10 protein-coding genes, 1 pseudogene and 1 riboswitch are annotated in these 12,438 nt (G+C 63.7%); of the genes and pseudogenes, 9 read left to right on the top strand and 2 right to left on the bottom strand.

Going from position 1 to position 12,438, the window contains the following annotated elements; genetic code table 11:
• The 5 genes and pseudogenes from AC0L2X_RS28290 to AC0L2X_RS28270 all read left to right on the top strand — a co-directional run.
• A pseudogene (locus tag AC0L2X_RS28290) lies at nucleotides 1-90 on the top strand (S-(hydroxymethyl)glutathione synthase); the annotation flags it as partial.
• Nucleotides 91-156: 66 nt separating this feature from the next.
• On the top strand, nucleotides 157-624 hold the full coding sequence (locus AC0L2X_RS28285; RefSeq protein WP_473561252.1) for a YaiI/YqxD family protein: 468 nt from the start codon (nucleotides 157-159) through the stop codon (nucleotides 622-624).
• Nucleotides 625-629: 5 nt separating this feature from the next.
• Entirely contained in the window at nucleotides 630-1,307 is a 678-nt protein-coding gene (locus AC0L2X_RS28280) for a DUF1345 domain-containing protein (RefSeq protein ID WP_473561250.1), read from the top strand.
• Between the two features lie 101 nt (nucleotides 1,308-1,408).
• Nucleotides 1,409-2,287, top strand: coding sequence for a cytochrome b/b6 domain-containing protein (locus tag AC0L2X_RS28275; RefSeq protein ID WP_352492739.1), 879 nt, complete (start codon nucleotides 1,409-1,411; stop codon nucleotides 2,285-2,287).
• Between the two features lies 1 nt (nucleotide 2,288).
• Nucleotides 2,289-3,098 carry a molybdopterin-binding protein gene (locus tag AC0L2X_RS28270; protein WP_473561249.1) on the top strand — a complete coding sequence of 270 codons (810 nt, stop codon included), beginning with the start codon at nucleotides 2,289-2,291 and terminating at the stop codon, nucleotides 3,096-3,098.
• A 25-nt stretch (nucleotides 3,099-3,123) separates the two neighbouring features.
• Here AC0L2X_RS28270 and AC0L2X_RS28265 read toward each other — a convergent pair whose 3' ends face one another.
• Nucleotides 3,124-4,122: a hypothetical protein gene (locus AC0L2X_RS28265; protein WP_473561247.1), complete on the bottom strand. Its 999-nt coding sequence runs from the start codon at nucleotides 4,120-4,122 to the stop codon at nucleotides 3,124-3,126.
• A gap of 214 nt (nucleotides 4,123-4,336) precedes the next feature.
• Nucleotides 4,337-4,423, top strand: a riboswitch (glycine riboswitch).
• A 148-nt stretch (nucleotides 4,424-4,571) separates the two neighbouring features.
• On the opposite strand from AC0L2X_RS28265, the gene gcvT reads away from it, so the two are divergent.
• The 3 genes from gcvT to gcvP are packed head-to-tail and all read left to right on the top strand — an operon-like array spanning nucleotide 4,572 to nucleotide 8,873.
• Nucleotides 4,572-5,672 carry a glycine cleavage system aminomethyltransferase GcvT gene (gene gcvT, locus AC0L2X_RS28260; protein ID WP_473561245.1) on the top strand — a complete coding sequence of 367 codons (1,101 nt, stop codon included), beginning with the start codon at nucleotides 4,572-4,574 and terminating at the stop codon, nucleotides 5,670-5,672.
• A 5-nt stretch (nucleotides 5,673-5,677) separates the two neighbouring features.
• On the top strand, nucleotides 5,678-6,046 hold the full coding sequence (gene gcvH, locus AC0L2X_RS28255) for a glycine cleavage system protein GcvH (RefSeq protein ID WP_473561244.1): 369 nt from the start codon (nucleotides 5,678-5,680) through the stop codon (nucleotides 6,044-6,046).
• Between the two features lie 16 nt (nucleotides 6,047-6,062).
• On the top strand, nucleotides 6,063-8,873 hold the full coding sequence (gene gcvP / locus AC0L2X_RS28250) for an aminomethyl-transferring glycine dehydrogenase (RefSeq protein ID WP_473561242.1): 2,811 nt from the start codon (nucleotides 6,063-6,065) through the stop codon (nucleotides 8,871-8,873).
• A gap of 69 nt (nucleotides 8,874-8,942) precedes the next feature.
• Here gcvP and AC0L2X_RS28245 read toward each other — a convergent pair whose 3' ends face one another.
• Entirely contained in the window at nucleotides 8,943-10,112 is a 1,170-nt protein-coding gene (locus AC0L2X_RS28245) for a GGDEF domain-containing protein (RefSeq protein WP_473561241.1), read from the bottom strand.
• Nucleotides 10,113-10,383: 271 nt separating this feature from the next.
• Here AC0L2X_RS28245 and parE point away from each other — a divergent pair, with 271 nt between their 5' ends.
• Nucleotides 10,384-12,435, top strand: a complete 2,052-nt coding sequence (gene parE / locus AC0L2X_RS28240) for a DNA topoisomerase IV subunit B (protein WP_473561239.1) — start codon at nucleotides 10,384-10,386, stop codon at nucleotides 12,433-12,435.
• Nucleotides 12,436-12,438: the final 3 nt, after the last annotated feature.

Here is a 12,438-nt window from a genome sequence, read left to right as displayed (position 1 = left end):
GGGCTCGAACCTTATGATTGCCTCAATCCCGGCCTGATGGACTATATCGCCACCTGGACGGCCAAGAGATCCGGCGCCTTGCCGGCCTAGTAGCCGCTCGACTATCATCGATCGAGCCGGGCGACATCGCCCGGCTCTTTCACATTTGGAACAACGATGCCCGCACCCGCCATTCTCGTCGATGCCGATGCCTGCCCGGTGAAGGCCGAGGTCGAAAAAGTCGCCGAGCGGCACGGCATCGTCGTCACCTTCGTCTCCAATGGCGGTCTGCGTCCGTCGCGCGATCCGATGATCCGCAATGTCGTCGTCTCCAAGGGTGCGGACGCCGCCGACGACTGGATCGTCGAAAATGCCCGGTCCAACGACATCGTGGTGACCGCCGACATCCCGCTTGCCGCCCGCGCGGTGGCGCTTGGCGCCCATGTGCTCGGCCCGACGGGACGCCCGTTTACGCCGGAAACAATCGGCATGGCGGTGGCGATGCGCGACCTCAAGCAGCATCTGCGCGAGACCGGCGAAAGTAAGGGCTACAATTCGAGCTTCGCGCCGCAGGACCGCTCGCGGTTCCTTGGCGAGCTTGACCGCATCTTGCGGCGAGCGCTGAAATCGGCCGCAGCGGACTGAGAACCATGACGACCGGCACCCCGACCAAAATGCCCATGCAACGCCACACGCCGTTCGCGGTGTCGGCCTGCATCGGGGTGGCAGCCTTCGGCGCAGCGCTGATCTGGCGTGCGCCGCTTGCCTATTCGATCGGTGCCAATGCGTTCTTTGCCGCCTATCTCTGTCTTGTCGTCGCCCACATGCCGCGGCTTACCGGCAGCTATCTGCGCAAGAATGCAGGCGAGACGGACCTGCCGGTGCTGGCGATCTTCGCGGTCACGCTGGTTGTCGTCGCTATTGCCATCATCTCGTTGTTTCAATTGATCAACAGGGAGAAGAGCGCGGATCCCGTCGAGCTTACGGTCGCGTTATTGGCTATCCCGCTTGGCTGGTTGACCATCCATGCGATGGCGGCGCTTCACTACGCGCATCTCTATTGGTTGGACGGCGATGCGATGGATGGCGACACCAAAAAGAAAATTCCGGTCGGCGGCCTCGACTTCCCGGGCGGCAAACGGCCGGAAGGCTCGGATTTCCTCTATTTTGCGACAGTGATCGGCATGACGGCGCAAACCGCCGACACCAACATCACGACCTCGCAAATGCGCCGTGTCGTGCTTGTGCATTCGATCCTGTCGTTCTTCTTCAACACGGTCATCGTGGCAGCCGCGGTCAATCTCGCCGTCAGCCTCGGCAGTCCGTAATAAATCCGTGATCGGGTGAAACATCGCTTAAGCTGGCGACGTATTGGGAGGAGAAGGGATCTGACAGGCCGCGGCGAACACGCGGCCGGAGGGAACAACAGATGGAATCGCTTGCCAGAAACCAAGCCGCCGGAGCAGATACCGCCGCGCCGAGCGATGCGACGCTGATCTATCGCCAGTCGCGCTGGACGCGGCTGACGCATTGGCTGTGGGCGATCGCGCTGTTCTTCATGCTGCTTTCCGGCCTGCAGATCTTCAACGCCCGTCCGCAGCTCTATATCGGCAAGGAGTCGGGTTTTGGCTACAACAACACCATCTTCGCCATCGGCGCCGAGAACACCGCAAGCGGCCCGCGCGGCTATACCGAGATCTTCGGCAAGCGCTTCGATACCACCGGCGTGCTCGGCTGGTCGGGTCCGGCCGGCCAGGAGACCTCCCGCGCCTTCCCGTCCTGGGCGACGATCCCTTCCTATTACGATCTCGGCACCGCGCGCGTCGTTCATTTCTTCTTTGCCTGGGTGCTGACCACCACGCTGCTGGTCTGGCTGGTCGCCAGCCTGATCAACGGCCATTTGCGCCGCGATCTTGCTCCGCGCCTCGATGATTTCAGGCGCCTGCCGCGAGACATTGCCGAGCACGCCAAGCTCAGGTTCCATCACACGCGCGACTACAACACGTTGCAGAAGATGGCCTATGGCGGCGTGCTGTTCGTGCTGCTGCCGCTGATGATCATCACCGGCCTTGCCATGTCGCCGAGCATGGATTCGGTGCTGCCGTTCCTCAACGACCTGCTCGGCGGCCGGCAGACGGCGCGCACCATCCACTTCACGGTGATGCTGCTGCTCGTCGCCTTCTTCATTATCCACATCCTGATGATCCTGGCCGCCGGCCCGATCAACGAGCTGCGCTCCATCATCACCGGCTGGTACCGAACCGACCCGCCGGCTCATGGCGACAATGCGCCAGAGAGGAGTGCCTGACATGGCGAAATTCGAGATCAGCCCCGAGCTACAGATAAGCCGAAGGAAATTCCTGACTTCGGCCAGCCTCGGCCTTTCCGGCATCATGCTGTCGGGCTGCGACGCCTTCGACAGCCAGCTTGGCGTCGGCGACGGCCTGCGCAGCTTCCTCGAAAGCGCCAATGGCCTGACCTGGCGGGCGCAGCGGCTGCTTGCCGGCCGCGATGCGCTGGCGCCGGAGTTCACCGAGGCCGACATTCGCCAGCCGCAGCGGCCGAACGGTGTCACCGCACCGGACGACGACTTCTACAAGGGCCTGCTCGCCAGCGATTTCGCCGACTGGCGGCTGGAGGTTTCAGGCCTCGTCGAAAAACCGCTGTCGCTGAGCCGCGAGCAGCTGATGAACATGCCGAGCCGCACCCAGATCACCCGCCACGACTGCGTCGAAGGCTGGAGCTGCATTGCCAAATGGACCGGCACGCCGCTGTCGCTGGTGCTCGACCAGGCCGTGGTCAAGCCGCAGGCGCGCTACGTCATGTTCCACTGCCTCGATACGATCGACCGCAGCCTTGCCGGCGATATCAAATATTACGGCTCGATCGACCTGGTCGATGCCCGTCATCCGCAGACGATCCTTGCCTATGGCCTCAACGGCAAGCCGTTGCCGGTCGAAAACGGCGCGCCGCTGCGCGTCCGCGTCGAGCGCCAACTCGGCTACAAGATGCCGAAATATCTCTACAAGATCGAGCTGGTCGACGGCTTCGCCAATATCGGCGGCGGCAGAGGCGGCTATTGGGAGGACAATGGCTACGACTGGTACGGCGGTATCTGACGACCGACGATTTAGTGCCTTTTGTTCAGGCGACCTTGTCGATCAGCGGTTTGAGCGCCGGATGGATTTCCGGCGAGGCATGCTTGATCAGCGTCAGCAACGCGCGCTCGTTCTCATGCAGCGGCCGGTCGCCGATGTGTTCAGCAAGCCATTTGGCCTCGCCGGCATCGACCGTCTCGGCGCGGCGGGCCAGAGCCTCGGCTGCCTTGTTCCTCGATTCCCATTCGGCCTCGACGTCGCCCGGTGAGCGATAGGCCTCCATAATGCCGGACAGGCCACCCGACACCATACGGCTGAAGAAACCGCCGATCTCCGGATCGGCCTGCTCGAAGAACGAATCCCGGCGCAGCGCCACGTCGCGCACCGGCGGTTCGTAGCCGGCCGAACACATGACGAAATTGGCGATCGCCTTTACAAACAGATCGTTCCAGGACGGATCGTTGTCGCCCGCCGCTGTCCGCTCGTTGATCTCGAACAGTACCTCGGCCTCGGCGCGGCTGATGGCGATGTTGCCATCGCCGCCATAGGCGTAAAGAATGCGGCGCAACAGCTCGACCTCAGCCTTGGCAATCGACCCAGGGATAAGCCTGCCGCCGGCCATTAGCGGCCCCTTGCCGCCCACGACCGCATGAGCGACCTGCTCCAGCGCATAGCCGGAAAGCCTGCTCGGCGATGATTTGGCAACTTCCAGCACATGCACCAGCAGCTCGAGTTCGGTCTGGCTGTCGACCATGCCGTCGCGCGAAATCGTCCGGATCAGCCAGTCGGCATTGTCCTGCGAAACATAGCCCGCCGGCTTTTCCTGGTGGACGATGAAGTCGGTGACGGCCTCGACGAAAAACTCGAGCCATTCCGCGCATTTGTCCCTCGCCGTTGCATCGAGCGCAAACAGCGCCTCGGCCTCGCCGCGCGTTACCACGCCGTCGCCGAACACTTCGCGGCGCAGCATGATCACGTCTTCCGCCGTGATCCGATTTTTCGAAGTCAGCCCGGCCACCGGCGCGCTCATGATCAATTCGCCCATTTTCTTCCCCGCCCCGCCGCCGGTAATTGCCGGCCCTTATCCGGTATATCGGCAAGGTCTTGAGAAACCGGCAAGCGGCGTGGTTAGCGAAGGCTTGCCTGTCTTGCCTGTAAAGAAGGCCCGCAGAAGACTGGCCAGTAAAAACGTCGCTGGCAGGTGACAAGGTGTCGTCCACGGGCTATGGATGACGAGTCGAGGGCTCCTGACCGAGTCCTACCTGTTTGCGGGAGAGAGCAGCGAGAGCTGCCGCCGAAGGGGAAATCGCCCGAAATCTCTCAGGCAAAAGAACCGTAGACGGGAAAGACACTCTGGAAAGTCGGGGCTTGCCCCCGCGCCGAAGGTGTAAGCGCTGCCGACAGAGTTACGGGGCGCGAGTCTCTCAGGCTTCAGACAGAGGGGCACGGACTGGTCGCCATTCGCGGCCGCTTGCGTGCGACTCTGGAGATGACATGACGGGCGACGACACCAAACACCTTCCCCTCGAAGATCTGCATGTGGCAGCCGGTGCGCGCTTTGGCGCCTTCGCCGGCTGGTCGATGCCGCTGACCTATCCGGCCGGCGTGATGAAGGAGCACCTTCACAGCCGCGAGCATGCCGGCCTGTTCGACATCTCGCACATGAAGCTGTTCGAAATCAGCGGTCCGGGGGCAGCAGCGCTTCTGAACCGCGCCTGCCCGTTCGATGCAGGCGCGCTTGAGGTTTCCCAGTCCAAATACACGTTCTTCCTCAACGAGGCGGCCGGGATACTCGACGATCTGATCGTCACCAGGCTCGGCGCCGAGCGCTTCATGATGGTCGCCAATGCCGGCAATGCCGCCGCCGACGAAAAACATCTGCGCGCATTGGCCGGGGATTTCGATGTAAAAGTGGACGCGCTCGACCGCGTCTTCCTGGCCGTCCAGGGCCCCGAGGCGTGGGCCGCCCTCTCCCGCGCCGGCATCGAGACCGGTTCGCTGGTGTTCATGCACGGTATCGAGCCGCGCGAGAAATGGTTCATGAGCCGGTCTGGCTATACCGGTGAAGACGGCTTCGAGATCGGTCTGCCGGAAGCGGATGCGCGAAACCTCGTCACCAGGCTGCTCGAGGACGAGCGGTTGATGTGGATCGGCCTTGCCGCCCGCGACAGCCTGCGCCTCGAAGCCGGATTGTGCCTGCACGGGCTGGACATCACGCCGGAGATCGATCCGGCCAGCGCCGGGCTGATGTGGGCGATCCCCAAGGAGGTTCGCGCCTCTGGCACCTTCATCGGCGCCGATGCGCTGCGCGCCATCCTGGAGCGCGGCCCGGCGCAAAAACGCGTCGGCCTGAGGCCGGAAGGCCGCCAGCCGGTGCGCGCCGGTGCTGCCCTTTTCGATGCCGACGGCAACCCTGCCGGCCATGTCACCTCAGGCGGCTTCGGCCCCTCGGCCGGTCATCCGGTCGCCATGGGCTACGTCCAGACGCCGCTTGCCAAATCCGGCGCAAAACTGTTCGCCGATGTCCGCGGGACGAAAATCCCGGTCGACATCCACCCCTTGCCCTTCACGCCGCATCGCTACCGCAAAGGATGATTTCAATGGCAAAGACCTATTTCACCGAAGATCACGAATGGCTGCGCGTCGAGGGTGGCATCGCCACGGTCGGCATCACCGACTACGCACAGCAGCAGCTCGGCGATCTCGTCTTTGTCGAACTGCCGGAGCCGGGGAAAAAGCTGGCCAAGGGCGATACGGCCGTAGTGGTCGAATCGGTCAAGGCGGCATCGGACGTCTACGCGCCGGCCGACGGCGAGATCACCGAAGCCAACACCGCGCTGTCATCGGATCCTTCGCTCGTCAATTCGGCGGCAACCGGCGACGGCTGGCTGTGGAAGATGAAGCTGGCCAATGAAAACCAGCTCGACGGGCTCCTCGATGAAGCCGCCTACAATGCCCATATTGGTTGATAGCAGGACCAGGAAGATGACCGCAGCACCCTACCCCTTCTCGGCTCGCCATATCGGCCCGGGCCTCCATGACGTCAGAGCCATGCTGGCGACGATTGGCGTTCCTTCGGTCGAGACGCTGATCAGCCAGGCAGTGCCGAAGTCGATCCGGCTTGACCGGCCGCTGGCCCTGCCCGCCCCGGCAAGCGAAGCGGAAGCGCTGACCGAGCTCGCGGCGACGATGGCAAAGAACACGGTGCTGAAGAGCTTCATCGGTGCCGGCTATCATGGCGTCCATGTGCCGCCGGTGATCCAGCGCAACCTTTTCGAGAACCCGGCCTGGTATACCGCTTACACGCCTTACCAAGCCGAGATCAGCCAGGGCCGGCTGGAAATGCTGTTCAACTTCCAGACGCTGGTGACGGAACTGACCGGCCTGCCGGTAGCATCGGCCTCGCTGCTCGACGAGGCGACAGCGGTAGCCGAAGCTGTCGGCATTGCGCTCCGCCATCATCGCGACAAGCGCACCAAGGTGGCACTGGCCGGCACGCCGCACCCGCAGACGCTGGACGTCGTGCGCACCCGCGCCGAGCCGCTCGGTATCGAAGTGGACGGCGAGGTGATCGACGACAACACCGCCGCCCTGCTGGTCTCCTGGCCCGATACGTTCGGCGTCTATGGCGACCACAAGGCAGCAATCGACAAGGCCCGTGCTGCCGGCGCGCTGGTCGTCTTCATCGCCGACCCGCTTGGCCTGACGCTGACCGTTGCGCCGGCCAGGCTTGGCGCCGACATCGCCGTCGGCCCGATGCAGCGTTTTGGCGTGCCGATGGGCTTTGGCGGGCCGCACGCCGCCTATTGCGCCGTCTCCGACAGGCTGACGCGGCTGATGCCCGGCCGGCTCGTTGGACAGTCGACGGATAGCAAGGGCCGTCCCGGTTATCGCCTCGCTTTGCAGACACGCGAGCAGCATATCCGCCGCGACAAGGCGACGTCCAACATCTGCACCGCACAGGCGCTGCTCGCCAATATGGCGACGGCCTATGCGATCTGGCACGGCCCTGCCGGGCTGCAGGCGATTGCCGGCCGCGTCCACACGCTGGCCAACCGCCTGGCTGCCGGCCTCGAGGCAGCGGGCGTTTCGGTGGTCGGCGAAAGCCGCTTCGACACGGTGACCGTGGAAGTGAGGGGCAGTGCTGGCGCGATTGCCGCCGCCGCAGAAAAGACCGGCCGGCTGCTGCGCGTCATCGACGCCGACCATGTCGGCGTCAGCTTCGACGAGACCTCCACCGAAGCCGATCTGGAGGCAATCGCAGCACTTTTCGGCGCCAAGGCCGGCGTTGCCGCCGGCAGTTCCATGCCAGGAAAACCGCGCGGCAAGGAGTTCCTCACCCAGCCCGTCTTCCGCGAAAACCACTCGGAAACCGACATGATGCGCTTCCTGCGCCGGCTGGCCGACAAGGACCTGGCGCTTGACCGCGCCATGATCCCGCTCGGCTCCTGCACCATGAAGCTCAACGCCGCCGCCGAAATGATGCCGGTGAGCTGGCCTGATGTCGCCAACCTGCATCCCTTCGCGCCGGCAAATCATTCGATAGGCTATCGCGCCATAATCGACGAGCTGGAAGGCTGGCTGGCTGAGATCACCGGCTTCGACGCGGTGACCCTGCAGCCCAATGCCGGCAGCCAGGGCGAATATGCCGGGCTGCTCGCCATTCGCGGCTATCATCTGTCACGCGGCGAAGCCCATCGCACCGTCTGCCTGATCCCGTCCTCGGCGCATGGCACCAATCCCGCAAGTGCGGCCATGGCCGGCATGAGCGTCGTCGTCGTGCGCTGCACCGAGGACGGCAATGTCGACATGGACGACCTGCAGGCCAAGGCGGCCGAGCATGCGCATAATCTCGCGGCGCTGATGTTCACCTATCCTTCGACGCATGGCGTCTTCGAGGAAGGCGCGCGCGACCTCTGCGCCCTCGTCCACAGCCATGGCGGCCAGGTCTATTTCGACGGCGCCAATCTCAACGCGCTGGTCGGCCTCGCCCGTCCCGGCGATATCGGCGCCGATGTCTGCCACATGAACCTGCACAAGACTTTCTGCATCCCGCATGGCGGCGGCGGCCCCGGTGTCGGGCCGATTGGCGTCAAGGCGCACCTGAAGCCATATCTGCCCGGCCACATCACCGAAGGCTCGGCCCATGCCGTGGCGGCGGCACCGTTCGGCAGCGCCTCGATCCTGCCGATCACCTGGATGTATATCCGCATGATGGGCGCTTCCGGCCTGAAGCAGGCGACCGAGACGGCGATCATCTCCGCCAACTATGTGGCGACGCGGCTTGGCGAGCATTTCCCCCTGCTTTACAAGGGGCGCAACGGACGCGTTGCGCATGAATGCATCCTCGACACCCGCGTGCTCAAGGACAGCGCCGGCATCAGCGTCGACGACATCGCCAAGCGGCTGATCGACTATGGCTTCCACGCGCCGACCATGTCGTTCCCGGTCGCCGGCACGCTGATGGTCGAGCCGACCGAGTCCGAGCCCAAGCGCGAGCTGGATCGCTTCTGCGAGGCCATGATCGCCATAGCCGGCGAGGCAGCCAAGGTGGCGAAGGGCGAATGGCCGTTGGCCGACAATCCTCTGGTCAACGCGCCGCACACCGCCGCCGAGGCATTGGCCGGCCAGTGGACCCATCCCTATTCGCGTCTGGAGGCGGCCTACCCCGCCGGCGATGCCGATACGGCGGCAAAATACTGGCCGCCGGTGTCACGCATCGACAACGTCGCCGGCGACCGCAACCTTGTCTGCTCCTGTCCGCCGCTATCGGAATATCTTGGCGCGGCGGAGTAGACCAGATCCCGAAAAGCGGAACCCGGTTTTCGGACAAGATCGTGGTCTAACAAGAAGATAGAAATCTCATCAGGCAGAACGCAAGGCCGGCCCGTCGGCCTTGCTCGCCCGGTCCCGGACGACGACGCGATTTCGCCCGGCGCGCTTTGCCGCATAGAGTGCTGCGTCGGCTTCGGCCAGCACATCGTCGAGACCGGTGCCGCTTGTTCCGCCAAAGCCGATGCCGCCGCTGACTGTGCTTCGCAACGGACCAAGTTGGGTGGCTACGACTTCCGTGCCGAAGGCGACGCTGATCTTGCTCGCAACGTCATAGGCCTTCTCTTCCGTCATCCGCGACATGACGAGCACGAATTCCTCTCCGCCCAACCGGAAGGCGTCGACGCCGGTCCGGGCGTATTTCCTGATGACGGCGGCAAAGCGGCGCAGAACCTGGTCGCCGACCGGGTGACCGAATACGTCGTTCGTCCTCTTGAAATGGTCAAGGTCGAACATGGCGACGGACATGAACGGACCGAAGACCCGCTCGCCGTAGAGTGCCGTCAACGCCCGCCGGTTCATCAGCCCGGTCAGTGGATCGGTCATCGTCTCGGCCTTCAATTCGATCTGCGCCTGCAAATGGTGCAGGGAGAGCGTCAATGCGCCGAGCCCGGTCATGCAGGCGACGGCCACGACGGAATTCACCCGCTCGGCCCAATTGTCGGGCGCAACACCGAGCACCCATTGGCCCTTGACCAGCAGGACCGCGCCGCAAAGTCCGAACGACAGGGCACAGACGCCGCTCAGGAACGAGACGACCAGCAATATCCGGCGATCGTGACCACCCTCAATCCAGAACATCGCCCCGATGAGCGAGAGCAGCGCCGTTACCGTGGCGTAGGTGACGATAAAGCCGACACCATCAAACCCGAGATACGTCGCGCCCGTGCAAACAGCCATCGCAACCAAGGTCGGCAAGATGGCGCGCCTGTAGTCGCCTATGCTGAGATATTGCATGGCCGACAGGCAGATAATCAGGAAGCCGAGGCTGAGAAGCACAAGCACGATCTGGCAAAGCCAGGCGCTTGGATCCCTAGTGTAATGCCAGAACAACACTACATGTGCGACAAGCACGAGAATGCCGCACGCCACCGTCAGCACAAAGCGTGCCTGTGGCGCGCTGAACCAGATCGCAAACATGGTGATGCTGAGGCACGTGCCCGACAGCGCCGCCGCGAGCAGGAGCGAACTGTAATCCAACATGTTTAAGCGACAGCCTCTTGAGGGTTCCGCTGCATTCTAGGTCAGCGACAGTCCGCAAATACCTTTTTTAGCCAATCTTCCGGCGTAACCTTCGGACAGGGTTTACAAAACGTCGATGCTCCAACTTCGACCCCATTTCCGCCGCTTGGCTGCCGAATGGTTTTGCAGTAAGAGGCTCTATCCTCGAACGTAACAGGAACCTCCGTCGCCTGCCCGCGAAAAGCGTGGCAGTATCGCGTGGTGATTCGCAGCATCGGAATCCAGGATCGGCATGGACAACAACAACGACCTTTTCGCCAAATTGGACAAGCAGCCGCAGCCGGCTCGCGCCGCCGCGCGCCCGGCCGACCCGCTGGTGCAGGCGGCGAAGCGGCCGGCGCCCCGCGACGCCAGCGAGAGCTACAGTGCCGCCGACATCGAGGTGCTGGAGGGGCTGGAGCCGGTGCGACGGCGCCCGGGCATGTACATTGGCGGCACCGACGACAAGGCGATGCACCATCTGTTTGCCGAGGTCATCGACAATTCGATGGACGAGGCAGTCGCCGGCCATGCGACCTTCATCGATGTCGAGCTGTCCGCCGACGGATACCTGTCAGTTACCGACAATGGCCGCGGCATTCCGGTCGATCCGCACCCGAAATTCAAGAAGCCGGCGCTCGAACTCATCATGACGACGCTGCATTCAGGCGGCAAGTTCGACAGCAAGGTTTACGAGACGTCCGGCGGCCTGCACGGTGTCGGCGTTTCCGTCGTCAACGCGCTGTCCGACCATCTCGAGGTCGAGGTCGCGATTGGGCGCAAGCTCTATCGCCAGCGCTTCTCGCGAGGCGTTCCGGTGACCGGCCTTGAGCAGCTCGGCGAGGTGCACAACCGCCGCGGCACGAAGATCCGCTTCCATCCAGACGAGCAGATTTTTGGCAAGGGTGCTGCTTTCGAGCCGGCGCGGCTCTACCGCATGGCGCGGTCAAAGGCCTACCTGTTCGGCGGTGTCGAAATCCGCTGGACCTGCGATCCCTCGCTGATCAAGGAAAAGGACACGACGCCGGCCAAGGCAGAATTCCATTTTCCGGGCGGCCTCAAGGACTATCTGAAAGCCTCGCTCGGCGACGAATTCCAGGTGACCCGTGAAATGTTCGCCGGCAAGAGCGAGAAGCAGGGCGGTCACGGCTCGCTCGAATGGGCCGTGACCTGGTTCGGCGGCGACGGTTTCATAAATTCCTATTGCAACACCATTCCGACCGCCGAGGGCGGCACGCATGAGGCCGGCTTCCGCAACGTCCTGACACGCGGCTTGCGCGCTTATGCCGACCTGGTCGGCAACAAGCGCGCTTCGATCGTCACATCCGAGGATGTGATGATCTCGGCGGCGGGCATGCTGTCGGTGTTCATCCGCGAACCGGAATTCGTCGGCCAGACCAAGGACAGGCTGGCGACGATCGAGGCGATCCGCATCGTCGAAAGCGCTATCCGCGACCCATTCGACCACTGGCTGGCCGACAATCCGCAGGAAGCGTCGAAACTGCTCGAATGGGTGATCGCGCGCGCCGACGAGCGGGTGCGCCGCCGCCAGGAAAAGGAAGTGTCGCGCAAGAGTGCGGTGCGCAAGCTGCGCCTGCCCGGCAAGCTCGCCGATTGCACGCAGAATGCTGCCGCCGGTGCCGAGCTCTTCATCGTCGAGGGCGATTCGGCCGGCGGTTCGGCAAAGCAGGCGCGCGACCGCGCCAGCCAGGCGGTGCTGCCGCTGCGCGGCAAGATCCTCAACGTCGCCAGCGCCGGCAGCGACAAGCTGGCCGGCAACCAGCAGATATCCGACCTCATCCAGGCGCTTGGCTGCGGTACGCGCTCGAGATACCGCGACGAGGACCTGCGTTACGACCGGGTCATCATCATGACCGATGCCGACGTCGACGGCGCCCATATCGCCTCGCTGCTGATCACCTTTTTCTACCAGGAGATGCCAAGCCTAGTCCGCGGCGGCCATCTCTATCTGGCGGTGCCGCCGCTTTATTCGATCCGGCAGGGCGGCAAGGTCGCCTATGCCCGCGACGACGCGCACAAGGACGAACTTTTGCGCACCGAATTTACCGGGCGCGGCAAGGTCGAAATCGGCCGCTTCAAAGGGCTGGGCGAAATGATGGCTGCCCAGCTCAAGGAAACCACCATGGACCCGAAAAAGCGCACGCTGCTCAGGGTCGATGTGATCGACGCCGAGGCGGCGACCAAGGATGCGGTCGACGCATTGATGGGGACCAAACCTGAGGCCCGCTTCCGCTTCATCCAGGAACGCGCGGAATTCGCCGAGACGGAAGTGCTGGATATCTGAGCT

This window comes from Mesorhizobium sp. WSM4828 (assembly GCF_055811175.1).
Note: the sequence above shows the minus strand (reverse complement) of the source record. Positions and strands in the feature narration are given on the sequence as shown.